Here is a 22739-nt window from a genome sequence, read left to right on the forward strand (position 1 = left end):
CAAGGAGGAGAAACGAATATGCAGATCGATCAAATCATGACCAAGGACATCAAAACGGTCAGCCCAAAGGCGAGCGTCAAGGAAGCCGCGAGCTTTATGCTGTCGGAAGATACTGGCTTCGTGCCCGTGTGCGACGGTGAAAAGCTCGTCGGTACCATCACCGATCGTGACATTGCCGTGCGCGGTGTCGCCGAAGGCAAGGACGGTAATTGCTGCGTCGAAGAACTCATGTCGAGTTCGCCCGAATGCTGCTCGGTCAACGACACGATCGAACAGGCCGCCCAGAAGATGAAGGAATGCCAGGTCCGCCGCCTTCCCGTGATTGGCGAAAACCAGGAGCTTGTCGGCGTCGTCAGCCTTGGCGACATTGCTCGCGAGAGCGGCACCAATGCCGACGAGATGGCGCTGCAGGGCGTCAGCGCGCGCGGCGACCTGCACAAGCAGAGCTAAGTCCCGCACCAATATGAAAAAGGGCCCGGAGGCATATCGCTTCCGGGCCCTTTTCTGTGTGCTTTTCGAGTCGACTAGATCTTGGCGATCGCCTCGTCGATCATCTTGGCATCGGCGTCGGCATCGGCCTTGTCGGCGATGATCTTTGCCGCCGACGCTGCTGCGGCGTTGGCGGCCAGCGCTTTCAGCTCGTCGACCGCCTGACGCTGCTCGGCAGCGATCTTGGCTTCGGCCATGGCCTTCTTGCGCGCGACCATTTCCTTGGCGTCGGCAGCCGCCTTCTTGACGATCGCGTCAGCCTCTTCAGCTGCGCGTTCGCGGATCGCGGCGGCGTCTTTTTCGGCAGCCTTGGCCTTGGCTTCATATTCGGCTTTGAGCGCTTCGGCTTCAGCGCGAAGCTGCTTGGCTTCGTCGAGCTGTTCCTTGATCGCGTTGATCTTTTCATCGAGCGCCTTGCCGATCGCGGCGGGCACCTTCTTCCAGACCATCAGGCCGATCACGACCAGCATCGACAGCGCCACCCACACCGTCGTGTCGGTCAGATAGCTGTCACCCGCGGCAAGCATCAGCTTAAGCATGCTTCAGCTCCTTCGAGACAGCGGCCTTGGCGTCGGTCTTGGTCACCTTGAGGCCCGAGACCTTGGCGACCATGTCCTGCGTGGCTTCGGTCGCGACCGTCTCGAGCTCTTTCAGCGCAGCAGCGCGCGCCGCCGCCAGTTCCTCGGCGGCTTCGGCCAGCTTCTTGTCGATGCTGCTTTCGGCGCGCTTGAGACTCGCTTCGGTCTTCTTAGCAGCCTGCGCCTTGGCTTCCGACGTCAGCTTGTGCGCTTCGGCGCGGCTTTCATCGAGCTTGGCGCGATAGCCATCCTCGAGATTGTCCGCGCCTTCCTGCGCCGCCTTGGCTTCGGCAAGGTCAGCCGCGATCTTCGCATCACGGTCTTCCACCGTCTTCATGATCTTCGGCAGCATGCCGTAGCCCACGATGAAGATGGACAGACCGAAGAAGATCGCGAGCCAGAAAAGCTGCGACGCGTAGATTTCCGCGATTTGGGCAATCTGCGGCATAGCCGACCCCTAAGAAGCGTTGAGCGTGATCAGACGACGAAGAGCAGGATCATCGCAACGACGAACGCCAGCAGGCCGAGAAGCTCGGTCACGGCGAAGCCGATGAGAAGACGGCCCTGCTGGCCGTCGGCAGCTGCCGGGTTGCGCAGCGCGCTCGACAGGAACGAACCCCAGATGTTGCCCACACCGAGGGCGGCCATGCCAACACCGATTGCGGCGAGACCGGCACCGATAAGCTTTGCGGCTTCTGCGTCCATTTTGAAAACTCCTAGTTGAAATTCGAATTAGTGAAGGTTGATCGCGTCGTTGAGATACGAGGACGCGAGCAGGGCGAAAACATAGGCCTGGATGAAGGCGATCAGCAGTTCGAGAAGGCTGATACCGATCATCAGAACGAAGCTGGGCAGCGAGACAGCGGCTGCGGTTACCGCGCCGGCCGAACCTGCGTTGATCACGAAGCCCGCTAGCACCTTGAGCAGGACGTGTCCCGCCGTCATCGCGACGAACAGGCGAACCGCAAGGCTGAAAGGGCGCACGAGGAAGCTGATCAGCTCGATGAGGAAGATCATCGGGATCATCACCAGCGGCGTGCCAGCGGGAATGAACAACTTGAAGAACTTGATGCCGTGCGTGCCGAAACCGACCAACAGGACGATCGCGAAGGTCGCCATCGCCAGGACGCCGGTCACGGTAAGGTGGCTCGTCACGGTAAACGCCTTCACGCCGAAGATGGCGGTCGGCAGCATGCCCAGCATGTTCGCCACGAGGATGAACATGAAGAGCGAGAAGATGTAGGGAACGTAGCGCTTGCCCTTGGGGCCGATATTGGCATCGACCATGTCGCTGATGAAGCCGGTGACGCCTTCGACCGCCATCTGCCAGCGGCCGGGGATCAGTTCGCGCTTCATCCCGCCCAGCATGAACAGCCAGAGCGCAACAAGCGTAGCCGCCATCCACGCCGCCGAGTTGGTGAAGGGAATGGCATAGCCGAGGACTTCCCACTCCTGACCGAACAGGGTGGTCACCTCGAACTGGCTCATTGGATCGATCTTGCCGGCTTCTTGCGCCACGGTACTCTCGTCCTAATCAAGTCCCTGGGGTGGTTTGGGCGATCCCATCGCCACCCGGATAATACTCCAGAAACCGCCGAGTATCCCGAGGACGAGACCGACGATGAGGAGAACCCCACCGGTATCGAACAGGCGATCGAGCGCCCATCCGATGGCAATCCCGCCCACGAGGCCACCGATAAGGAGCGAGATAACCTTGCTTCCGACCCGTTCGTTTTCGTCAGGGCCCTTCTGCTTCGTTCCCGTCCGCTCGGCCTCCCTTGCCTGTGCTCGTTCGAGCCGCTCTTCAAGCGAATCGATCCGCACATCCTCAGGAGTTTTCCGCGGCCCCCCGGCTTCTTCGTTTTTGGCCATCGTCCTTCCTTTATGAAACGCGCCAACCCTTTGAAAAAGGCTGGCGCAAAGGGCGTTGGGATCAAACAAATCCGCCTAGGCGCCGCCCCTTTATGAAGGGGGGCTTTGAGTGTCAACACTCTCGCGGCTTGTAACGGTCTGCCCCGAGGAAAAAAGATGCCCGACTTCGGCGCAGCCTATGGCGCGTCGTTCGCGGTCGGGCAATAATCGGGCTTGGGCGGCGGTGTACCCTCGATCCGCTGCTGCCAGGCGCGGTCGGCCAGCTGGTACCAGCCGCCCTGCGGCACCCGCGCCATCAGGCGGCAGCCCGTATAGATTCCGACGCGTTCGGGCGCGATGTTCCGGCGTTGGCCAAGCTCGGTATAGAGCGCCCGCCGCCGCGCATTGACGTTTCCGACCGCGCGGCGCGTCGAGAGGTCGGGCTCGACAACGAAATCGAGATAGCCGTCATAGCGCTCACCCACGCGTCCGTCGGCCAGTGCAATGGTCACGCGCTCGCTGGCGCTCGGCGCCTGCGTGGCCAGCATCAACGCCAATAGCGAGATCATTGGGGCTCTTCCGCCTCGTTCGCCACGGGGAACGCTTCGGGATTTTCGCTGATGAGCGCATCGACCTCACGATCGAGGCGAACCAGCACCTCCTGCTCGATCTTCACATTCAGGTTGATGTCGATCGGCTTTTCGGGCTGCTCCAACGTGACGCAGCCGCCCAAGCCCAGCAGCGCCGGCAATATGACCAGTCGTTTCATCACTCTTCCTCCTTGCGGACATCGCCCGCATCTGTCGAGACCTGCTCTTCTTCGCGCTCTTCATCGAGCACCGTGACGCTTGTCGTCGCGCCGGGGATATCCTCCAGCGGCTGCGGCAAGATGTCGGTGATCAAGGTGCGCGGATCGCGGAAGCTTTGCAGCGTCGCGATAACCGCGCGCAGCGGACCGGTGATCGTCACATTTAGATTGACCGGAACGCGCGTGAAGCTTTTGAGGATCGTCGCGGCGCGGCTTTCACCCAGCCTCACCCCTTCGACATCGAGACGCGTTGCAAATTCGCCGTCGAGATCACCGTCGAGCCGCACGATCATGCTTTCGTAGCGAAGATTGCTGATCAGCCCCATGGTGAGCCGCGTCGCCAGGCTGCTCTCGCTCCAGTCGCCATTGTAAGCGAGGATTCCGCCGCCGGGACGCGCATCGAGCCGACCGCCGACGACGCGGCCGCCCTGGATATCGAAGATCGTCGGTAGCACCCCGTCGAATATCCCGCTCATCGAGACCGCGGTGAGCTCGAGCGTATCGGCAAAAATCGCCGCATCGAACCCGTCGACCACGAAGGTCAGGCGCTTGGGCTGCCCGCTTTCAAAGTTGAGCACGGTGGTGTCGAGCGTCAGCGTCCCGCCCATGAACGGCCAGCGCCCCTCGTCGATCTTGACCAGCTTGTTGCCGAGCAGCTGGTAGGTGATGACGCCGTTTTCGACCGGGATACCCGGATTGATGAGGTCGACCGTCGCGATCTGCGCAGGCGCGGTCTGCAATGCGAGCAGGTTCGTGAAGTTGATCGTGCTGTCGAGCCCTTCGACCGGACCAAACGCCGCCGCAAGATCGGTATCGATGACGCGGAAGGTACCGGTCGAGCGCACCTCCGCCCCGCCTCCCCAGTCGATGCGCCCGACGCCTTCGAAGCGCCCGATGACCAGCGCTACCACGCCTTCGGTCAGCGGCGTGATCTCTTCGGGCTGCAGCGCCTCGCCGAAATTTATGCCTTCGACGAGGATATCGGCGCCGCCAAGGCCAGTCTCTAGGTCCTGCGCGACCGTCACATCGGCAATCGAGATGCCGCTATATGGGTGCCGCAGGGTCGCCGCGGCGTCGATCCGCCCGTCGCCGATGACGAGCCGCGCGTTGTCGCTAACCAGCGGATAGAAACGGACCGGTTCGACACGGTCGCTTACCGTGATGCTGCCTGCCAGCGTGACGATACCCGCGCGCTCCTGCCACGTGCCGTTGGCGTCGGAAATCAGCAGCGGCACCTCGCCGATCGTCGCCTGCGCGCCCGCGAAGGATCCGTTCATGCCGGCAGCAGCGAAATCGCCAGCTAGCCTTTCCGCCTGGATCGAGACCGGATTGAGCGGGCTCCCCAGCGTGGCGTCGACGTTGTTCAACGTGAACTGCTCGCTCGCCAGCATCGCATCGCTGGCGGTGAGCGCGAACGGATTGCCGCCCAGCGTCCCGTTGAGCGCGACGCCTGTGGTCGTCACCGCATAACGCGTCCCATCGGGTCCCGCAGTGAGCAGCGCGCCGCGTTGCCCGCAGAGGCGAAAAGCCGTGCGCGCCAAGTTTAGGCTGTTAAGCACCAGCCGTTCGAACCGTACCGGAACGCAGCCTTGCCCGAGCGACAGGCGGCCCCCGACAAGTCGCCCTTCGAGGGGCACGGCCAACCCATCGACCCGGCCTCCCTTGAATGGCCCGCTGATGCGAACATCGCCATTGAAGGCGTAGCCATCGCCGACACTGCGAAAGCCCAGCTGGGATAGGGCCACTGACGCCGAACCGGCGCGGTACGGCGCGATATTGATCACGCCCGACAAGGGTTCGCCCGGCGCGTCGCGCAGCGCGAGCTGCGTTGTCGGCAGTCCTCCACCGTCTAGCGAAATCCGCCCATCGATCCTCCAGGCTCCGTCCGCCAGCCGCGCCTGTCCGGTGCTTGTCAGCCGGCCGCCTGCCGCCGAGCTGCCGCGCAGCCCACGAAGGCGCAGGTCGACAGGTGCGCCGTCTTCCCACGCCAGCCGCGCGTCAACCTGCGCATCAAAACGCCGCGCGTTGCGCCTGAGTGCGTCTGCGAGGCGATCGGCGACCGGCTCCAGCGGTGTCGATCCGAGCGAATCGAGCGCGTCGACCAATCCGGCCAGCCGGGCGCCACTGAGTTGGGCATCGCGCGCGAAGAGCGATCCTTCGACCAGTGCCGCGGGCGCCTTGAGATCGAGGCGAAAATCGCCATCGCTTGATAGCGTCCCCGCGTCGAGGCCGGCGCCATCGCCCTGGCGCGCAGTGAAGCGATAGTCACCGACGATGCGATCGAGCGGCCCAGCCCCGTCCAGCCGCAAGGCGCTGCGCTCGGCCACGAGGTTCTGCCCTGCGTCGATCCCCGCCGCCTCGAGGCGTAGCTCGCTATCGAAAAAGCGATCGAAACTTTCGGCCATCTCCAGCCCGAACACCAGTTTGGGCGCCTGCGCAGCCAGCACATCCCCGCATACCAGCGCATCGGCATCGAGCGGGCCATCTACGCCGATCCGCCGCGCCGTGATTGCGATATCGAGCGTGCCGCCCATCGCATCGATCGTGCATGCCCCAAAGGCCAGCTGACGCGAGGCGAATGCCATTTTCCCAGCAAATCCGCCCGTCAGGTTCCCGCTGCCTTCGATCCCGATGCCGAGCGGCCCGTAGGGCGTCACGAGGGAGATAGCGGTGTCCGCAAGATCGACCGAGATCGTGGGTAGCGTAAACGCTTCATCGCTAGGCTCCGGCAGCAGCGGATCGAGTGCGCCGAATGTGTAGCTTCCGTCTTCGGCGATGACGCCCTTGAGGCGCACGCCTCTCGCCACCACGCGATAGACTTGCACCTTCCCCAACAGCGAGATGCGCGTTTCCAGTTCGACGAATCGGGCGGTAAGATCGGGATCGTCCTCGGGCCCCAGCACCAGGTTGCGAAAACGCTGGGTCCGCAGCCCGACGCGTTCGATCGTATAGTCGCCGTCGACGCCGAGTTCGGCCAGCTGATCGCGCAGCATGTCGTCGACCAGCCGTTCGCGCTGCCACCACGCCCCTGCAAGAATGAAGACGGCAACGACCAACATGAACAATAGCGAGCGCCCCGCAATGCGACGCTTGCGCCCTCGCCGTCGCGGCGGTGCTACAGCCTGTTCTTCACTCGTCACCACTCACTCCTAGACCGGAGGCGCATCACTCCGCTATGCACCAAATCGCTCGGCCCACCCCATGTTCCCGGGGGAAGTATGGCGGATTCCGATAAGCGCGACCTCGAAGGTCATCGGTCGCGTCTGCGCGAGCGGATTTATGCCGCCGATGAATCGCTGCTCGATCATGAACTCATCGAATATTTGCTTAGGCTGCATTTGCGTCGGCGCGACACCAAACCGATCGCCAAGAAATTACTGAAGCAATATTGCGGTTTCGGCAGGCTATTGGCGGTCGACCCGGAAACCCTGCGTCGAGACGGGGTTTCCGATGCTCAGATCGGCGCGCTCAATATCGCGCGGCTGACGGCAAGGCGTTTACTCGAAACGCGGATCGAGGATCTCCCGCTGCTCAATAATTACGATGCGCTGACCGACTATCTTCGGGCGACCATGGCGCCGCGCAAGACCGAGGCGGTGCGCGTCCTGTTTCTCGACGCCAAGAACCACCTTCTCGCCAACGAGGAAATGTGGACCGGCAGCATCGACGAGAGCGCGGTCCATGTGCGGGAGATCATCGCACGCGCCTTATCGCACGGCGCGGCCGCGATCATCCTCGTCCACAATCACCCCTCTGGCGATCCGACCCCCAGCCCTGCCGACATCCGGATCACGCGCGACCTTGCCGAAGCGGCGCGCCACATGAAAATCAGCCTGCACGACCATATCGTCGGCGGCAGCAAGGGGCAGAAGAGCCTGCGCGCCGAGGGCTTGTTGTAGACGGCAAACGCGGCTAGTCGGCTGGCCCATGATCACCCGCTATGCCCGCCCCGAAATGAGCGCCATCTGGGAAGCCGAAAACCGCTTCCGCATCTGGTGGCAGATCGAAGTCCATGCCGCCGTCGCCATGGGCGAAATCGGCATGATCCCGAAAGAGGACGCCGACAAGATCGGTGCCAAGCTGGATGCGATCGATCCCATCGACGTGGCTGCGATCGACGAGATCGAAAAGGTCACCAAGCATGACGTGATCGCTTTCCTCACCTGGGCGGGCGACAAGCTCGGCGACGAACGCCGTTGGCTCCATCAGGGTATGACGAGCTCGGACGTGCTCGATACCAGCCTGGCGGTGCAGATGACGCAGGCGAGCGATATTCTGATCGCCGACCTTGAGAAGCTGCTCGACGTGCTCAAGCGCCGCGCCGAGGAGCATAAATATACTGCCACGATCGGTCGCAGCCACGGCATCCATGCCGAACCCGTCACCTTCGGCCTCAAGATGGCGCAGGCTTATGCCGAGTTCGACCGGAACCTGGCGCGCCTCAAGGCTGCCCGCAGCGAAATCGCCACTGCTGCGATCTCGGGCGCTGTCGGCACCTTCGCCAATATCGATCCGCGCGTCGAAGCCTATGTCGCCAAGCAGATGGGACTGTCGCCCGAACCGACCTCCACGCAGGTCATTCCGCGCGACCGTCATGCGATGTTCTTTGCCGTGTTGGGTGTCATCGCATCGTCGATCGAACGTCTCGCGGTCGAAGTACGTCATCTTCAGCGCACCGAAGTCCTCGAAGCCGAAGAGTTTTTCTCGAAGGGCCAGAAAGGCTCGTCGGCGATGCCGCACAAGCGCAATCCGATCCTGACCGAGAACCTCACTGGTCTTGCCCGCATGGTGCGCTCTGCGGTCGTTCCGGCGATGGAAAACGTGGCGCTTTGGCACGAACGCGATATCTCGCACTCTTCGGTCGAACGCTTCATCGGCCCCGATGCCACGATCACGCTCGATTTCGCGCTCGCGCGTCTGACCGGCGTCATGGACAAGCTGCTCGTTTACCCCGAACGCATGCAGAAGAACATGGACCGCATGGGCGGGCTGATCCATTCGCAGCGGGTGTTGCTGGCGCTCACCCAGGCCGGTCTCAGCCGCGAAGACGCCTATGCCATCGTCCAGCGCAATGCGATGCAGGTGTGGGAATCGGATGGCGAAAAGCAGCTTCTCGACCTGCTCAAGGCCGATCCCGAAGTCACCGCCAAGATCGCTCCTGAAAAGCTCGAGGAAAGTTTCGATCTCGATTATCACATGAAGCGCATCGACGACATTTTCGACCGGGTTTTCGGGTGAGCGCCCACACGGCCCTCAAACTGGCGACGCGCGACGCCCACGATAGGCTCGATGCGATTTTCTCTTCGTATGACCTGTCACGCCGCGACCATTATGTGCGCTTCCTGCAAGCACATGCGGCCGCCTTTGTCCCCGTGGAACAGGCGCTGAGCAAAGCGGGCGCCAACGACGTCATTCCCGATTGGCAAGACCATTGCCGGAGCGATGCGTTGATCGCGGATCTAAGGGCGCTCGGGGTGCCATTGCCGTCGCTCCAGCCGGCGCCTTCCTTCGACAGCGCGGCTGCCGTCATTGGCGGCGCTTACGTGCTGGAGGGGTCGCGCCTCGGTGCCAAGCTTATCCGGCGGAGCGTGGACTCCCGCTTTCCGACCGCTTTCTTGGATGCTTCGGGTGGACTTGGTTGGAAGAACTTCGTTACATTCATCGAACGAGTGTTGCCGACGACTTTGGAAGGGGCGCAGGCGCAACGTGCTGCAATCGACACGTTCGGAGTATTCGAACGTGCCGCCGACGAATTGCCGAGGAAAGTTAGCGTATGAACAAGGCGGAAAGTTTTGGGGAAGTCGATCTTACCAACTGTGATCGCGAACCCATCCATCTGCTCGGCGCGATCCAGCCGATCGGCTTTCTCCTTGCGCTGTCGACCGACTGGATGGTCATGCGCTGCTCCAAGAATATCAGCGAATTTTTCCCGGTCTCGTGCGACGATTTGATCGGCACACCGGCATCGGATTTGTTGACGAGCGAAGCGATCCACACGTTGCGCAACCGCCTTGCCCTGCTGCGCGGTGACGACGCGCTCGAGCGTGCCTTTGGTATCGAGCTGTCGCACCACGACGAACGCCGCTTCGATGTCGCCATCCATATGGTCGATGGGGTGATTATCATTGAGGGGCAGGAGACGGAAACTCGCGAGCATAGCGATGCCACCGGCACCGTGCGTTCGATGATCAATCGTCTCGACCTAGCTGACGATATGGAGGCGTTCTTCCGCGAAGGCGCGCGCCAGGTTCGAGCGCTGACCGGCTTTGACCGGGTCATGGTTTACCGCTTCGATGAAGATGGTTCGGGAGAGGTGATCGGCGAGGCTGCCAAGGGGGGCATCGGTACCTTCCTCGGATTGCACTATCCCGCCACGGATATCCCCAAACAGGCGCGCGAACTGTACAAGCGCAGCCTGCTTCGCGTGATCACCGATATCGATGCTGAACCTGTACCCATCCATCCCGCAAAGAATGCGGAGGGTGAACCCCTCGATCTCTCGCTTTCGGTTCTGCGCTCGGTTTCCCCGATTCATATCGAATATTTGCGCAACATGGGCGTGCAAGCTTCGATGTCGATTTCGATTATCGTCGAGGGCGAGCTGTGGGGATTGATTGCTTGTCACCACTACAGCCCTCGTAGCCCCAGCTTCGAGCGCCGGTCGGTTGCCGAATTGTTCGCGCAGATGTTTTCGATGCAGGTCGAAACCCGTGAACGTAAGGAACTGGTCGAATATGAACGCCTTGCGCGCAAGGTGTCCGATCAATTGCTTGGAGCGGTCGCGTCGAACGATAGCCTGCTGCGCGACCCCGCTTGGCTTTCCGATGTGATCGGCCGCGCGATCGCGTGTGACGGGGTCGGCATCTGGATCAACGGGAGCTATGCGTTCGCCGGACAGACCCCAAGTACCGAGCAATTCTCCCGCCTCGTGCGCGCGCTCAACGCCAATCAGGGCGGCAAGGTATACGCAACCGATCGCATCAGCGATTTGCTGCCTGCAGCCGAGGAGCATGCCGGGACCGCCGCCGGGATGTTGTCGATCCCGATCAGCCGCACCCCGCGCGATTATGTCGTGCTGTTTCGCGAAGAACGGGTGAAGTCCGTGCGCTGGGCAGGTAATCCGCAAAAGCCTGCGAGCTATGGTCCCAACGGCATCCGGCTGCATCCGCGCCAAAGCTTCGACGAGTGGAAAGAGCTCGTGCAGGGCCGTTCGCGTCCTTTCAACGAAAGCGAATTGCGCGCCGCGCAGCATATCCGCTCGACCCTGCTCGAAGTCGTGCTGCGCCTTGCGGACGAAGCGACGCTGGAACAGAAAGCCGCGGCCGATCGGCAGGAACTGCTGATCGCCGAGCTCAACCACCGGGTTCGCAATATCCTGTCATTGATCCGCGGTCTTATCCGTCAGTCGAAGCCCAAGGCCGACATGCCGATCGAGGAGTTCGTGAAGCTGGTCGACGGGCGCGTCCACGCACTGGCGCGGGCGCACAATCAGATTACCGATGATCACTGGGGCCCCGCGCCGTTCCAGCAACTCATCGAGGCCGAGGTCGCAGCGTTTCTCGTCGAACAGGCAGACCGCGTCCATCTCAAGGGCAAGACGGTGTTGCTCAATCCGCAAGCCTATTCGACGATGGCGCTAGTGATGCACGAACTGGTCACCAACTCCGCCAAATATGGCAGCCTGTCGGCCAACGGTGAAGTCACGATCAACTGGTCGCGCGACAATGAAGGCACGCTCACGATCGAATGGGAAGAACATGGCGGTCCCGCTGTCCAGAAACCGATGCGCAAGGGCTTCGGCTCTACCATCATCGAACATAGCGTGCCCTATGACCTGGGCGGGACAGCCGAGACCAATTTTGCCCCGGATGGCCTGAAAGCCGTCTTTACGATCCCGGCCCGCCATCTTCACAACGGGCCAAAGCCGATGGAAAGCCAGGCTCCGCCCTCGCCCTCGACTGCAGCCGACGGCGTGCCGGTCAACAAGGTCGAAATCAACTCGTCGCTGCTCAAGGGCGAGCGCGTGCTGCTGGTCGAAGACAGCCTCATCATCGCGCTCGATGCCGAGGATATCCTGGTGCGGTTGGGCGCAAGCGAAGTCGTCACCGAAGCGACGGTCGAAAACGCGCTGGCGGCAATCGACGAAGTGAAGCCAGATTTCGCAGTGCTGGACATCAATCTTGGTGACCGCGACAGCTTCAGCATTGCCGACATCCTGCTGGCGAAGGATATCCCGTTTGTTTTCGCAACGGGGTATGGCGAGCAGGCAAAGTTGCCCAAACAGCATGCCAGCCGTCTCGTCCTGCAAAAGCCTTACACGATCGCCACGGTCTCGCGCCGTTTGAGCGCCTGGAAGGAAGGAAATAGCAAGGCCTAGCGCGGCGAGTATTCGGTCTCGCCCGTCAGACTCTTGTACACCGCTTCGACGAACTTCGCGCCGGTAATGAAGCCCTCCTGCGTATCGTAGCGTTCCGTCAGCCCGCGCGCTTGCACCTGCTCTAGACTTTTCCCGGCGTCGATACCGGCTTTCACGCCATCGCGGATGGCGATCAGCATGTCATGATAGGCCTGCAGGTCCGCCTTCGTGGCGAGCGGGCCGTGACCGGGAATGATCCTGGTATCGGCATCGCTATGGTCGAGCACACGCTTGGCCGTAGCGATGACGCCTTCGATCGAGCCGCCGGCACCAAGGTCGATGTAGGGCCACGTCACCTTGTTGAAAAACGTATCGCCCATGTGAAACACGTTGGCGCCGCGCCAGTGAACGATGCTGTCGCCGTCGGTATGCGCATGATGCACGTGCATGACGTGGATCTCGTCGCCGTTCCAGTGGAAGGTCACGCCATCGGAAAAGGTGATAACGGGCAGGCCGCCGTCGCTGTCGCCTTCTTCCAGCGCCGCAGCAAGGCGCGCGCGCACATTGTCATGCGCCATGATCAGCGTGCCGCGGTCACCCAGATTTTCGTTACCGCCGGTGTGGTCGCCGTGATAATGCGTGTTGAAGACGAAGCGGATCGGCTTGTCGTCGAGCGCCATGGCAGCGGCGACGATCTTGTCGGTAAGCGGCGCAAACTGGTCGTCGACCAGGATGGTGCCATCTTCGCCATGACTGACCCCGATATTGCCCCCGGCACCGAACAGCACGGCGACGCCGGGTGCGATCTCCTGCGTTTCGATTTCGACGTTGGCAAAACGATCCTGATTGGCCGCGGTCGGAACGGCGAAAGTGACAAGAGCGGTCGCGGCAAGAAGATGACGGATCATGGAAAGGCCTCCCCGGTTGGTGTTGGAGGCGTAACGAGGCGGCTCTACTCGTTGTTCCCCTCGAACAGGGTCTTGATCCGCGTGAAGAAGCCCTGGCTCTGCGGGCATTCGTCGCCCGTCTCCGTCTCGCGGAACTTGGCCAGCAATTCCTTCTGCTTCTTGTTCATCTTGGTGGGTGTTTCGACGATGATGCGCGCGACCATGTCGCCGCGGCCCTTGCCTTGCAGCACGCTCATGCCCGCGCCGCGCTTGCGCAGCGCTTCGCCCGACTGCGTGCCGGCGGGGATCTTGAAGGCGATTTTCTCGCCGTCCACGCCTGGAACCTCGATCTCGCCGCCCAAGGCGGCAGTGGTAAAGCTGACCGGGCAATCGGCAACCAGCGTGGTGCCTTCGCGTGCGAAGATCGGATGCCGTTTCATGTGCACGAACAGATAAAGGTCGCCCGCTGGCGACCCGCGCACCCCGGCCTCACCCTCACCGGCAACGCGAATGCGGGTGCCCTCGTCAACGCCCTTGGGCACGGTAACGGTCAGCTTGCGCTTCTTGAGCGAACGTCCTTCGCCGTCGCACTTGGGGCAAGGGTCCGCGATCGTCTGGCCCGAACCCATGCACACCGCGCAGCCGCGCTCCACCACGAAAAAGCCCTGTTGCGCGCGCACTCGTCCTGCGCCGCCGCAAGCGTGGCAGACTTCGGGCCGGGAGGATCCTCGAGATCCGTTACCGCCGCACGGCTCGCATGGCGCCAGCGCATCGATCGTGATGGTCTTTTCAGCGCCGGCGAACGCTTCTTCCAGGGTCAAGTCGAGATCGTAGCGAAGATCGGAGCCGCGCCCGACATTGGCGGCGCGGCCGCGCCCGCCGCCAGCGCGCTGCTGATCCATGAAATCGCCGAAGATCGACGAGAAGATATCGGAAAAGTCCTGGCTGCCGCCACCGAACGGACCCTGCCCGCCGCCGGCGCCACCATTGGTGAATGCCTCATGGCCGAAGCGGTCATAGGCTGCGCGCTTCTGGTCGTCCTTCAGGCAGTCATACGCCTCGTTGACGGCCTTGAATTTGGCTTCGGAATTCTTGCACCCGCCCTTGCGGTCAGGGTGATATTCCATCGCCAGCTTGCGGTAGGCGCGTTTAATCGTGGCGGCGTCTGCATTGCGCTCCACGCCCAGCGTTTCATAATAATCGGTAGTCGTCACTTGAACCCGCCCCGGTCGCAAAGCGGCGCCGACCACTCAAAAGCAATCGGCGCCGTCATGCTTAGCTAGCCTTTTCGTTTTCGTCGTCGTCGACCTCGGAAAATTCCGCGTCGACAACTTCTTCTTCCTCAGGCTTGCCATCGCCGGCATCGGCGTCACCCGCGTCGCTCGCGGCTTCGGCCTGCTGGCTTTCGTAGATGGCCTGACCGAGCTTCATGCTGGCCTGCGCCAGCGCATCGGTCATGGTCTTCATGGTCTCCGGATCACCACCTTCGATGGCGTCCTTGGTTTCCTGAAGCGCCGTTTCGATCTCGCTCTTGTCACTATCGGACAGCTTGTCGCCATGCTCCTCGAGCTGCTTTTCGATCGAGTGGACCGCGCTTTCGGCGTTGTTCTTCGCCTCGGCGCCTTCCTTGCGCTTCTTGTCCTCGTCGGCGAACTGTTCGGCTTCCTTGACCATGTTCTCGATATCGTCGTCCGAAAGACCGCCAGAGGCCTGGATGCGGATCTGCTGTTCCTTGCCTGTACCCTTGTCCTTGGCCGACACGTTGACGATGCCGTTGGCGTCGATGTCGAAAGTGACTTCGATCTGCGGCACGCCGCGCGGCGCGGCCGGGATGCCGACAAGGTCGAACTGACCGAGCATCTTGTTGTCCGACGCCATTTCGCGCTCGCCCTGGAAGACGCGGATCGTCACCGCGTTCTGATTGTCCTCGGCGGTCGAAAAAGTCTGCGACTTCTTGGTCGGGATCGTCGTGTTGCGATCGATCATGCGGGTAAAGACGCCGCCCAGCGTCTCGATACCCAGCGACAGCGGCGTTACGTCGAGCAGGAGCACGTCCTTGACGTCGCCCTGCAGTACGCCTGCCTGGATCGCCGCGCCGAGCGCGACGACTTCGTCGGGGTTCACGCCGGTGTGCGGCTTCTGGCCGAAGAATTCCTCGACCGTCTCGCGCACCTTGGGCATGCGCGTCATGCCGCCGACGAGGACGACTTCATCGATATCCTTGGCATCGATGCCGGCGTCCTTGATCGCCTTCTTGCACGGGTCGAGCGTGCGCTTGATGAGATCGCCCACCAGCTTTTCGAGATCGGCGCGGCTGATCGTCTCCACGAGGTGGAGCGGGGTGGACGAGCCACCCTCCATGCGCGCGGTGATGAAGGGCTGGTTGACCTCGGTCGTCTGCGTCGACGACAGCTCGATCTTGGCCTTTTCAGCCGCTTCCTTGAGGCGCTGGAGCGCGAGGCGATCCTTGCGAAGGTCGATATTTTCCTTCTTCTCGAAGGCATCGGCGAGATATTCGACGATTGCGACGTCGAAGTCTTCACCACCAAGGAAAGTGTCGCCGTTGGTCGACTTCACCTCGAATACGCCATCGCCCAGTTCGAGGATGGAGATATCGAAGGTGCCGCCGCCAAGGTCATAAACGGCAATCGTCTTGTTGCCTTCTTCCTTGTCGATCCCATAGCCGAGCGCTGCTGCGGTCGGCTCGTTGATAATGCGCAGCACTTCAAGGCCGGCGATCTTGCCGGCATCCTTGGTCGCCTGGCGCTGAGCATCGTTGAAGTAGGCCGGGACGGTGATCACGGCCTGCGTAACCGTTTCGCCCAGATAGGCTTCGGCGGTTTCCTTCATTTTCTGCAGGATAAAGGCGCTGATCTGCGACGGGCTATATTCCTTGTCGCCGGCCTTCACCCAAGCATCGCCGTTGGGCCCCTTGACGATTTCGTAGGGCACCAGCTCGGTGTCCTTCTTGGTCACGGGATCATCGAAGCGGCGGCCAATCAGGCGCTTCACAGCGAAGACGGTATTGTCGGGGTTGGTGACTGCCTGGCGCTTGGCCGGCTGACCGACGAGGCGCTCACCATCCTTGGTGAAAGCCACGATCGACGGCGTCGTGCGACCGCCTTCGGAATTTTCAATGACCTTGGGCTTGCCGCCTTCCATGACAGCGACACAGCTGTTGGTCGTGCCAAGGTCGATACCGATAACCTTGCTCATAAAATATTATCCCTCTCTCGAGCCCTGTTGAGCCGTCCCTTGGGAACGTGCATTGTTTGTCTCTGGGGAGCGATATAGGTGCGCATTTTTCAACAACAAGGTTCAGCCAAAACTCTTGGAAATCAGCCGCAATGCTGAGATCGTTACGTTCGGGTAATTGGCTCGAGGTCGAGCGAACGCGGCGGATCGCTACGATCATGCTGGCGCTGGGCGTGCTTTGGCTGGCGCTTTTGTGGGGCACCGCCGACGGCACGATCGACCGCTTTGGCCGCCCCGTCGGCGCCGATTTCAGCCAAGTCTATGCCGCCGGTCAGATGGTGTGGGCGGGCAATGCCCCCGATGTGTGGAACTGGACCGCGCATGGCCTCGTGCAGCAAGCGCTTCACGGATCGACCAGTGTCGATCTTTACGGCTGGCACTATCCCCCGCCCTTCCTGCTCATCGCCGCGCCGCTGGCGCTGTTGCCTTACTGGGCGGCATTGATCGTCTGGCAGGCCGTAACGCTCGGCGCATTTGCCCTGCTCGCGCGCGCCGCCATCGACCGGAAGGACTGGTGGCTTTGGGTCATTGGTGCGCCGGTCATCTTCATCTGCATCGGTCATGGCCATAACGGCTTCCTCACCGCAGCGCTGTTCGGCGGCGCCATGCTCTTGCTTGAGAAACGGCCGTGGGTAGCGGGCCTGCTGATCGGCGCGCTCGTGTACAAGCCGCACTTCGCGCTGCTCCTGCCGCTGTTGCTGCTTGTGATGAAGGCATGGCGCACCATTGCGGGTGCCGCGATCTCCAGCCTCGGCCTAATTGCAATCACGCTGATGATCTGGGGCTGGCCGGTCTGGCAGGCGTTCATCGACAGCCTCGATCTCACCCGGACGGTCATCCTCGAAGAAGGCCGCACCGGCTTCTTCAAGATCATGAGCGCCTTCGCCTGGGTGCGGATGTGGGGCGGCAGCGTACCGCTCGCTTATGCTGCGCAGGCCGTGGTGACGCTCATCGCCATTGGCACGACCTTGTGGCTTGCGACCAAGAACCGCCCCGATCTCACCAAGGCTGCCGCTGCGACAGCGGCCTTGCTCGCCACGCCATACCTGCTCGACTACGATCTCGTCCTGCTGCTGGTCGCGACCTTCTTCCTGTGGCGCGATGCCGAAGCGCACGGCTACCTGCCGTGGGATCGCACGCTCATCGCGTGGAGCTGGGCCGCGCCGTTCTTCGCGCGCGTCGTAGCGCTTGCCGCGCTGATCCCGCTCGGCCCGATATCACTGATGCTGACGTTATGGGTCGCGATCAGGCGCCTTAAGGCATCGCCATCCCGCCATTCACATGGAGCGTCTGCCCCGTGATGTAGCTGGCTTCGTCACTGGCGAGATAGGCCACCGCAGCGCCTATATCGCCGCCGGTGCCCATTTTGCCCATCGGGATACGCGCCAGGATCGTGTCGCGCTGCTTGTCGTCGAGCGCGTCGGTCATGGCGCTTTCCATGAAGCCCGGCGCCACCGCGTTGACGGTGATCCCGCGGCTCGCGACTTCCTGCGCCAGCGCCTTGCCCATGCCGACGAGGCCGGCCTTGGCTGCGACATAATTCATCTGCCCCGGATTGCCCGTTTCGCCTACGACCGAGCTGATATTGATGATCCGTCCGCCGCGTGCGCGCATCATCGGCTTTACCGCCGCGCGCATCAGCCGGAACGCGGCTTCGAGGTTCACCTTGATGACCTGCTCCCACTCTTCGTCCTTCATGCGCATCGCGAGGTTGTCGCGCGTGATGCCCGCATTGTTGACGAGGATGTCGAGCTTGCCGAGCGCCTCGACCGCAGCCGGCACGAGCCCGTCGACGCTCTCGGCGTTAGACAGGTCGGCTACTAGCGTCACATGATCGCCGCCAAGCTCGGCCGCAAAGGCCTTCAGTTTCTCCTCGTTCGACCCCGACAGCGCGAGACGCGCGCCCTGCGCCGCAAGCGCCTTCGAAATCTCCGAGCCCAGCCCCCCCGATGCACCCGTGACGAGCGCGGTTTTACCTTCGAGTGAAAACATCAGATTTCCTTCGCAAATGCTTCGATATCATCCATCGACACGAGACTGACCGTCTCCGCATCGGGCGCAATCTTTTTCACCATGGGGCCGAGCACCTTGCCGCCGACTTCGACGAACTGGGTGACGCCGTGATCGGCCATCCACGCGACGCTCTCGCGCCAGCGCACGCGGCCGGTAACCTGGCGGACCAGTTGGTCGCGGATCGCATCGACGTCAGCGCCTGCCGACGCGGTCACGTTGGCGACCAGCGGCACGCTCGGAGCACTCATGCTCGCCCCGCCTAGCGCTTCGGCCATGCGGTCGGCGGCGGGTTGCATCAGCGAACAATGGAAGGGCGCCGATACTGGCAGCTTGATCGCGCGCTTGGCGCCCATGTCCTTGGCGCGTTCGACGACGCGGTCGATAGCGCTCGCATGGCCCGACACCACCACCTGACCCGGGTCATTGTCATTGGCGACTTCGCACACCTCGCCCTCGGCGCAGGCGGCTGCGATCTCTTCGGCCTTGGCGATATCGACGCCAAGCAGCGCCGCCATCGCGCCGACCCCGACAGGCACGGCGGCCTGCATGGCATCGCCGCGAATGCGCAGCAGCTTGGCCGTTTCTGCCAACCCGAACGTCCCTGCCGCGCACAGCGCGGAATATTCGCCAAGACTGTGCCCCGCGACGAAATCCGCCTTGCCATCAAGGTCGATCCCCAGCGTGCGCAATACCGCGATCGAATGCGCCATGATGGCGGGCTGTGCATTCGCCGTCATCGTCAACTCGTCCGCCGGCCCCTCGGCCATCAGCTTGGCAAGATGCTGGCCCAGCGCCTCATCGACCTCGCCGAAGACGTCGCGCGCGGCGCCGCTGGCATCCGCCAACTCCACGCCCATGCCGACTTTCTGGCTACCCTGCCCCGGAAAAATAAATGCACGCATCGATGCGAACCTCCCTGTGTTTGGGCTTCGACTAGGAAGCAAAGCGCGCACTGGCAAGAGCGTCTCGTCGCTTTTCCTGAACCGCGCATAACGCCCCGGTCAGAAAAGGCTCACCCGCCCCCTTGCAATCGATGCGACGCGCCCCAGATGGCGCGTCCAACGGGGAAAGCACAGGGGTCGAAACCACCCCGAAAAAAGGAATTGGAGTTTAGTAATGAAGAAGTTTCTGTTCGCCGCTGCCGCGGCCACCACTGCATTCGCCACGCCCGCGATGGCGCAGGACAGCCAAGCGGATTTCCACGCCGGCGCGACCGTTGGCTACCACCAGATCGAAACCATCGATTTCAACGATATCGGCATCAACGCCGAAAGCGACATTGATGGCATGACCTATGGAGGCTTTGCCGGCGTGACCTTCCCCGTCGGTGAGCAGCTGTTTGCCGGCGCTGAAGGCGACTTCCGCTTTGGCACCGATGCCATCGACAGCGAATATGGCGTTAGCGGCATTTTCGGCACCAAGGTCGGTGAAAACACGCGCCTCTACGTGCGCGGCGGTTACCAGTGGATCGAATATGACATCGGTTCGATCGCCGAAGACGTCGCCGACGACCTCAACCTGTCCGGCGCCGATCGCGATGCCTTTATCGCTGGCGTGATCGACGGTGTCGGCAATGACGACAATGACAGCGGCTTCCTCGTGGGCGCCGGTGCGGACATCGGTCTTGGCGAAGCGGCGTTCCTGCGCCTCGGCGCCGACACGATCGAATTTGACACGCTGCGCCTGACCGCGGGTGTTGGCATCAAGTTCTAGGTCTCCCCCCAGACCCGGAAGAGAGGGGTCGGGCGCCAAGCGCGTCCGGCCCCTTTTTCATTTCACGGGGCAGGCGGCCGGGCGAACACGGCCTGCGGCAAATACTTCCGCAACTTCGAAGCGAAACTGCGCAAGCATACTTCGCTCGTCCCTAATGGACCGGGCTCGTAAGCGTCGCTTTCCATGCCGGCCTGCACGCGCTCGATCAGCACCGTGTCCTCTGCATTGACCTGCCGGTTGATCCGCCAGTTGAGATAACGCGCCGCGCGCATTTCGCGCCGGTCATCGGGCAGCGCATAGCTGATCTCGCGGATCACCGTTTTGGTCGCGCTTACCGGCAGGAACTGCATGAAGTCGACCTGGTCGGGGTAGATGTCAAAAGCGACATTGGGAAATAGCTTGAAATAGAGCCATTTGCGGCGATGGCTTTGGGGCAAATGCGGCGTATCGGGCAGCAGGTGCTGGTAGGCGCGCTCGGACCGGTTTGCCGACGGTGTATCGCGCAGGTCGCCCTCCATCTTGTCGACATGCGCGCCCGCCTCGATCGCATAGCTCTTGCCGAACAAGCGCGTGAGGCCGGGATGGCCTACCGGGATATGCAAGCCGTCCGAATAATTGTCGGCGATCGTCTTCCAGTTGAGCCGGCGCGGCCTCAGCGTCAGTCGCCCGATGGGCTTCAGCTCTTTGAAGCGATAGGGCGCGATCTCATGGGCATAAGGTGCCATCATCTCGGCCACGCTGGGCGCGCCCTTTCCCAGCGTCACGAAGAAGAAGCCCTGCCACTCTTCCACATCCACCGGCTTTAGCCCGAGTTTGCCCTGGTCAAGCCCTTCATAGTCATCGCGGCTCGGCACGCCCTTGAGCGCACCGTCACGCCCGTAGCTCCAGCCGTGATAGGGGCAGGTTAGCAATCGCGCACAACCGCCATTTTCGTCGACCAGCCGCGATCCGCGATGGCGGCAGATATTGTGAAAGGCGCGCACCGCCCCGTCGTCGCCGCGCATCACGATGATGCTTTCGTCCAGATAATCGAGCTTGCGCCAGTCCCCCGCGTTCGCGATCTCGCTGGCGTGGCATACCACTTGCGGCGCGGCTCTCAGGAAGGCCGTCTTCTCGGCTTCGAAGAAGTCGGCGTCATGATAGACCCAACCCGGAAGGCTCTGTCCCGCCTGCGGATCAGGCTCTTCATGAAGTCGCGTCGCCATGCCCAAGGGCTTGCCATAGGGCGACAAATCCGGCAATGGGCGCCTCGCAACACCGGACGGAAGCGATTCCGCCCGTCATGTTGCATTGAATGACGAGACGACAGCCGGAGGGGCGCTTGCATGGTGCGGCGTCAGCGATCGGCCAAAATGAGAGAAGAAGCATGGCGCTCTATGAGCACATCTTCCTCGCGCGTCAGGACCTTGCGCAAGCGCAGGTCGACACGATGACCGAGGAAGCGACCAAGATTATTGCCGACAATGGCGGTAAGGTGGTCGATACCGAAAACTGGGGCCTCAAGTCGATGGCCTACAAGATCCAGAAGAACCGCAAGGCGCATTACGTGATGCTCCGCCTCGACACGCCGCCCGCGGCGATCGCAGAGCTGGAACGCCTCACCCGCGTCAACGAAGACATCGTGCGCTACATGACCATCAAGGTCGACGAGCACGAAGAAGGCCCCTCGGCCATGATGCGCAAGGAAAAGCGCGGAAAGAAGGAGCGTAACTAATGGCCCGTCCGTTTTTCCGCCGCCGCAAGTCCTGCCCGTTCTCGGGTAACGACGCGCCCGTCATCGATTACAAGGACGTCCGCCTGCTCCAGGGATTCATTTCCGAGCGCGGCAAGATCGTCCCGTCCCGCATCACCGCAGTGTCGGCCAAGAAGCAGCGCGAACTCGCCAAGGCGATCAAGCGCGCGCGCCACATCGGCCTGCTGCCGTACATCGTTAAGTAAGGAGAACTCGACATGGATGTGATCCTGCTTGAACGCGTCGAGAAGCTTGGCACCATCGGTGACGTCGTCACCGTGAAGAACGGCTATGCCCGTAACTTCCTGCTGCCCAACAAGAAGGCCCTTCGCGCCAATGCCGCGAACAAGGCCATTTTCGAAGCCAACCGCGAAAAGCTCGAGGCGGAAAATGCCGAAAAGCGCTCGGGCGCCGAAGCCGAAGGCAAGAAGATGGACGGCACCACGCTGGTCCTCATTCGCCAGGCTTCGAACACCGGCCAGCTTTATGGTTCGGTTTCGACCCGCGACATGGTCGCCAGCATGAAGGAAGAAGGCTTCGACATCGAGCGCAGCCAGGTCCAGCTGGTCCGCCCGATCAAGACCATCGGCATGCACGACGTGAATATCGTGCTGCACCCCGAGGTCACGATCGTGGTGAAGGCCAATGTGGCTCGTTCGCCCGAAGAAGCCGAACTGCAGGCGCAGGGCGTCGACATTATCCAGCAGATGCTGGAAGATGAAGAAGAAGCGATCAAGGAAGCCGCCGAAGACGCAGCACCGACGCTCGAGCCCGGCCAGGTCATCAACGAAGACGGCGAAGTCGAGCCTGCCGAAGGCCCGGCGGTCGAGCCCGTCGAAGTCGTTGAAGCCGGCGCCGACGCTGGTGACGAAACCGGCGAAGAAGCCGTCGCCGAGGAAGCGCCCGAAGCGGAAGCTGCCGACGACGCCAAGAAGTCGGGCGAAGAAGAGTAAGCCTACCTTAGCTTCATCGCAGATTGAAAACAGGCCGTCCGCTCTCCAGCGGGCGGCCTTTTTCTTTGCGGAACGCAGCCCCCGCTTTGCCCGTTAAGTCCCTG

General features: G+C 62.2%; 24 protein-coding genes. 10 read left to right on the forward strand and 14 right to left on the reverse strand.

The features are described from left to right. Positions 1-18 precede the first annotated feature (18 nt). Positions 19-450, forward strand: a complete 432-nt coding sequence (locus NUX07_RS08710; protein ID WP_265530184.1) for a CBS domain-containing protein — start codon at positions 19-21, stop codon at positions 448-450. A gap of 74 nt (positions 451-524) precedes the next feature. Here the strand turns inward: NUX07_RS08710 and NUX07_RS08715 are convergent, their stop codons facing one another. The 8 genes from NUX07_RS08715 to NUX07_RS08750 form a co-directional block, all read right to left on the reverse strand. Then, positions 525-1028, reverse strand: coding sequence for a F0F1 ATP synthase subunit B family protein (locus NUX07_RS08715; protein WP_265530185.1), 504 nt, complete (start codon positions 1026-1028; stop codon positions 525-527). Continuing rightward, complete coding sequence (locus NUX07_RS08720) at positions 1021-1515, reverse strand: F0F1 ATP synthase subunit B family protein (protein WP_265530186.1); 495 nt, start codon at positions 1513-1515, stop codon at positions 1021-1023. Before NUX07_RS08720 ends, NUX07_RS08715 begins: the two co-directional genes overlap by 8 nt. Positions 1516-1544: 29 nt before the next feature. Further along, positions 1545-1772 (reverse strand): F0F1 ATP synthase subunit C, encoded by a 228-nt coding sequence (locus NUX07_RS08725; RefSeq protein WP_183933359.1) that lies wholly within the window; start codon positions 1770-1772, stop codon positions 1545-1547. A 27-nt stretch (positions 1773-1799) separates the two neighbouring features. Beyond that, entirely contained in the window at positions 1800-2585 is a 786-nt protein-coding gene (locus NUX07_RS08730) for a F0F1 ATP synthase subunit A (protein WP_265530187.1), read from the reverse strand. Between the two features lie 12 nt (positions 2586-2597). Then, complete coding sequence (locus tag NUX07_RS08735; protein WP_265530188.1) at positions 2598-2939, reverse strand: AtpZ/AtpI family protein; 342 nt, start codon at positions 2937-2939, stop codon at positions 2598-2600. Between the two features lie 176 nt (positions 2940-3115). Then, positions 3116-3487, reverse strand: a complete 372-nt coding sequence (locus tag NUX07_RS08740; RefSeq protein WP_265530189.1) for a YdbL family protein — start codon at positions 3485-3487, stop codon at positions 3116-3118. Further along, positions 3484-3687 carry a YnbE family lipoprotein gene (locus NUX07_RS08745; RefSeq protein ID WP_265530190.1) on the reverse strand — a complete coding sequence of 68 codons (204 nt, stop codon included), beginning with the start codon at positions 3685-3687 and terminating at the stop codon, positions 3484-3486. Before NUX07_RS08745 ends, NUX07_RS08740 begins: the two co-directional genes overlap by 4 nt. Beyond that, complete coding sequence (locus NUX07_RS08750) at positions 3687-6866, reverse strand: intermembrane phospholipid transport protein YdbH family protein (RefSeq protein ID WP_265530191.1); 3180 nt, start codon at positions 6864-6866, stop codon at positions 3687-3689. Before NUX07_RS08750 ends, NUX07_RS08745 begins: the two co-directional genes overlap by 1 nt. Positions 6867-6944: 78 nt before the next feature. On the opposite strand from NUX07_RS08750, the gene NUX07_RS08755 reads away from it, so the two are divergent. From NUX07_RS08755 to NUX07_RS08770, 4 genes are all read left to right on the forward strand, one after another. Beyond that, positions 6945-7625 (forward strand): JAB domain-containing protein, encoded by a 681-nt coding sequence (locus NUX07_RS08755; RefSeq protein WP_265530192.1) that lies wholly within the window; start codon positions 6945-6947, stop codon positions 7623-7625. A 28-nt stretch (positions 7626-7653) separates the two neighbouring features. After that, entirely contained in the window at positions 7654-8964 is a 1311-nt protein-coding gene (purB, locus tag NUX07_RS08760; protein ID WP_265530193.1) for an adenylosuccinate lyase, read from the forward strand. A 134-nt stretch (positions 8965-9098) separates the two neighbouring features. After that, positions 9099-9503, forward strand: coding sequence for a biliverdin-producing heme oxygenase (locus tag NUX07_RS08765; RefSeq protein ID WP_265530194.1), 405 nt, complete (start codon positions 9099-9101; stop codon positions 9501-9503). Beyond that, positions 9500-12103 carry an HWE histidine kinase domain-containing protein gene (locus NUX07_RS08770; RefSeq protein WP_265530195.1) on the forward strand — a complete coding sequence of 868 codons (2604 nt, stop codon included), beginning with the start codon at positions 9500-9502 and terminating at the stop codon, positions 12101-12103. The genes NUX07_RS08765 and NUX07_RS08770 overlap by 4 nt, the downstream gene beginning before the upstream one ends. Here the strand turns inward: NUX07_RS08770 and NUX07_RS08775 are convergent. The 3 genes from NUX07_RS08775 to dnaK all read right to left on the reverse strand — a co-directional run bounded on the left by NUX07_RS08775 (position 12100) and on the right by dnaK (position 16185). Then, complete coding sequence (locus tag NUX07_RS08775; protein ID WP_265530196.1) at positions 12100-12990, reverse strand: MBL fold metallo-hydrolase; 891 nt, start codon at positions 12988-12990, stop codon at positions 12100-12102. The genes NUX07_RS08770 and NUX07_RS08775 overlap by 4 nt on opposite strands. A 44-nt stretch (positions 12991-13034) precedes the next feature. Further along, the gene (dnaJ, locus tag NUX07_RS08780; RefSeq protein WP_265530197.1) at positions 13035-14183 is read right to left on the reverse strand and encodes a molecular chaperone DnaJ; all 1149 of its coding nucleotides are present in this window, start codon (positions 14181-14183) and stop codon (positions 13035-13037) included. 61 nt (positions 14184-14244) lie between these two features. Beyond that, positions 14245-16185: a molecular chaperone DnaK gene (gene dnaK / locus NUX07_RS08785; RefSeq protein WP_265530198.1), complete on the reverse strand. Its 1941-nt coding sequence runs from the start codon at positions 16183-16185 to the stop codon at positions 14245-14247. A 131-nt stretch (positions 16186-16316) separates the two neighbouring features. Between dnaK and NUX07_RS08790 the strand changes: the two genes are divergently transcribed. Then, positions 16317-17525 (forward strand): glycosyltransferase family 87 protein, encoded by a 1209-nt coding sequence (locus NUX07_RS08790; protein WP_265530199.1) that lies wholly within the window; start codon positions 16317-16319, stop codon positions 17523-17525. Here NUX07_RS08790 and fabG read toward each other — a convergent pair. Next, positions 17479-18216, reverse strand: coding sequence for a 3-oxoacyl-[acyl-carrier-protein] reductase (gene fabG, locus NUX07_RS08795; protein WP_265530200.1), 738 nt, complete (start codon positions 18214-18216; stop codon positions 17479-17481). The two genes, NUX07_RS08790 and fabG, sit on opposite strands and share 47 nt — an antisense overlap. Then, a complete protein-coding gene (gene fabD / locus NUX07_RS08800) occupies positions 18216-19139 on the reverse strand; it encodes an ACP S-malonyltransferase (RefSeq protein ID WP_265530201.1) in 924 nt (307 codons plus the stop codon). Before fabD ends, fabG begins: the two co-directional genes overlap by 1 nt. Positions 19140-19353: 214 nt before the next feature. Here fabD and NUX07_RS08805 point away from each other — a divergent pair, with 214 nt between their 5' ends. Next, positions 19354-19950: an outer membrane beta-barrel protein gene (locus NUX07_RS08805; protein WP_265530202.1), complete on the forward strand. Its 597-nt coding sequence runs from the start codon at positions 19354-19356 to the stop codon at positions 19948-19950. Positions 19951-20012: 62 nt separating this feature from the next. On the opposite strand, the gene NUX07_RS08810 is transcribed toward NUX07_RS08805, so the two are convergent. Further along, the gene (locus NUX07_RS08810; RefSeq protein WP_265530203.1) at positions 20013-21155 is read right to left on the reverse strand and encodes an aromatic ring-hydroxylating oxygenase subunit alpha; all 1143 of its coding nucleotides are present in this window, start codon (positions 21153-21155) and stop codon (positions 20013-20015) included. Positions 21156-21316: 161 nt separating this feature from the next. Here NUX07_RS08810 and rpsF point away from each other — a divergent pair, with 161 nt between their 5' ends. Genes rpsF through rplI form a run of 3 tightly spaced genes read left to right on the forward strand, consistent with a single transcriptional unit; the run spans position 21317 to position 22635 of the window. After that, a complete protein-coding gene (gene rpsF / locus NUX07_RS08815) occupies positions 21317-21664 on the forward strand; it encodes a 30S ribosomal protein S6 (protein ID WP_265530204.1) in 348 nt (115 codons plus the stop codon). Beyond that, positions 21664-21888, forward strand: a complete 225-nt coding sequence (gene rpsR / locus NUX07_RS08820) for a 30S ribosomal protein S18 (RefSeq protein ID WP_265530205.1) — start codon at positions 21664-21666, stop codon at positions 21886-21888. The genes rpsF and rpsR overlap by 1 nt, the downstream gene beginning before the upstream one ends. Before the next feature lie 12 nt (positions 21889-21900). Next, positions 21901-22635, forward strand: a complete 735-nt coding sequence (rplI, locus tag NUX07_RS08825; protein ID WP_265530206.1) for a 50S ribosomal protein L9 — start codon at positions 21901-21903, stop codon at positions 22633-22635. Positions 22636-22739: the final 104 nt, after the last annotated feature.

This window comes from Sphingomicrobium marinum (assembly GCF_026157105.1).
GTDB lineage: Bacteria > Pseudomonadota > Alphaproteobacteria > Sphingomonadales > Sphingomonadaceae > Sphingomicrobium > Sphingomicrobium marinum.

Bases quoted from the DNA above. Each gene is read 5' to 3' on its own strand.
- NUX07_RS08710 (WP_265530184.1), top strand. From the start codon at position 19: ATGCAGATCGATCAAATCATGACCAAGGACATCAAAACGGTCAGCCCA.
- NUX07_RS08715 (WP_265530185.1), bottom strand. From the start codon at position 1,028: ATGCTTAAGCTGATGCTTGCCGCGGGTGACAGCTATCTGACCGACACG.
- NUX07_RS08720 (WP_265530186.1), bottom strand. From the start codon at position 1,515: ATGCCGCAGATTGCCCAAATCGCGGAAATCTACGCGTCGCAGCTTTTC.
- NUX07_RS08725 (WP_183933359.1), bottom strand. From the start codon at position 1,772: ATGGACGCAGAAGCCGCAAAGCTTATCGGTGCCGGTCTCGCCGCAATC.
- NUX07_RS08735 (WP_265530188.1), bottom strand. From the start codon at position 2,939: ATGGCCAAAAACGAAGAAGCCGGGGGGCCGCGGAAAACTCCTGAGGAT.
- NUX07_RS08740 (WP_265530189.1), bottom strand. From the start codon at position 3,487: ATGATCTCGCTATTGGCGTTGATGCTGGCCACGCAGGCGCCGAGCGCC.
- NUX07_RS08745 (WP_265530190.1), bottom strand. From the start codon at position 3,687: ATGAAACGACTGGTCATATTGCCGGCGCTGCTGGGCTTGGGCGGCTGC.
- NUX07_RS08755 (WP_265530192.1), top strand. From the start codon at position 6,945: ATGGCGGATTCCGATAAGCGCGACCTCGAAGGTCATCGGTCGCGTCTG.
- purB (WP_265530193.1), top strand. From the start codon at position 7,654: ATGATCACCCGCTATGCCCGCCCCGAAATGAGCGCCATCTGGGAAGCC.
- NUX07_RS08770 (WP_265530195.1), top strand. From the start codon at position 9,500: ATGAACAAGGCGGAAAGTTTTGGGGAAGTCGATCTTACCAACTGTGAT.
- NUX07_RS08775 (WP_265530196.1), bottom strand. From the start codon at position 12,990: ATGATCCGTCATCTTCTTGCCGCGACCGCTCTTGTCACTTTCGCCGTT.
- dnaK (WP_265530198.1), bottom strand. From the start codon at position 16,185: ATGAGCAAGGTTATCGGTATCGACCTTGGCACGACCAACAGCTGTGTC.
- NUX07_RS08790 (WP_265530199.1), top strand. From the start codon at position 16,317: ATGCTGAGATCGTTACGTTCGGGTAATTGGCTCGAGGTCGAGCGAACG.
- fabG (WP_265530200.1), bottom strand. From the start codon at position 18,216: ATGTTTTCACTCGAAGGTAAAACCGCGCTCGTCACGGGTGCATCGGGG.
- fabD (WP_265530201.1), bottom strand. From the start codon at position 19,139: ATGCGTGCATTTATTTTTCCGGGGCAGGGTAGCCAGAAAGTCGGCATG.
- NUX07_RS08805 (WP_265530202.1), top strand. From the start codon at position 19,354: ATGAAGAAGTTTCTGTTCGCCGCTGCCGCGGCCACCACTGCATTCGCC.
- NUX07_RS08810 (WP_265530203.1), bottom strand. From the start codon at position 21,155: ATGGCGACGCGACTTCATGAAGAGCCTGATCCGCAGGCGGGACAGAGC.
- rpsF (WP_265530204.1), top strand. From the start codon at position 21,317: ATGGCGCTCTATGAGCACATCTTCCTCGCGCGTCAGGACCTTGCGCAA.
- rpsR (WP_265530205.1), top strand. From the start codon at position 21,664: ATGGCCCGTCCGTTTTTCCGCCGCCGCAAGTCCTGCCCGTTCTCGGGT.
- rplI (WP_265530206.1), top strand. From the start codon at position 21,901: ATGGATGTGATCCTGCTTGAACGCGTCGAGAAGCTTGGCACCATCGGT.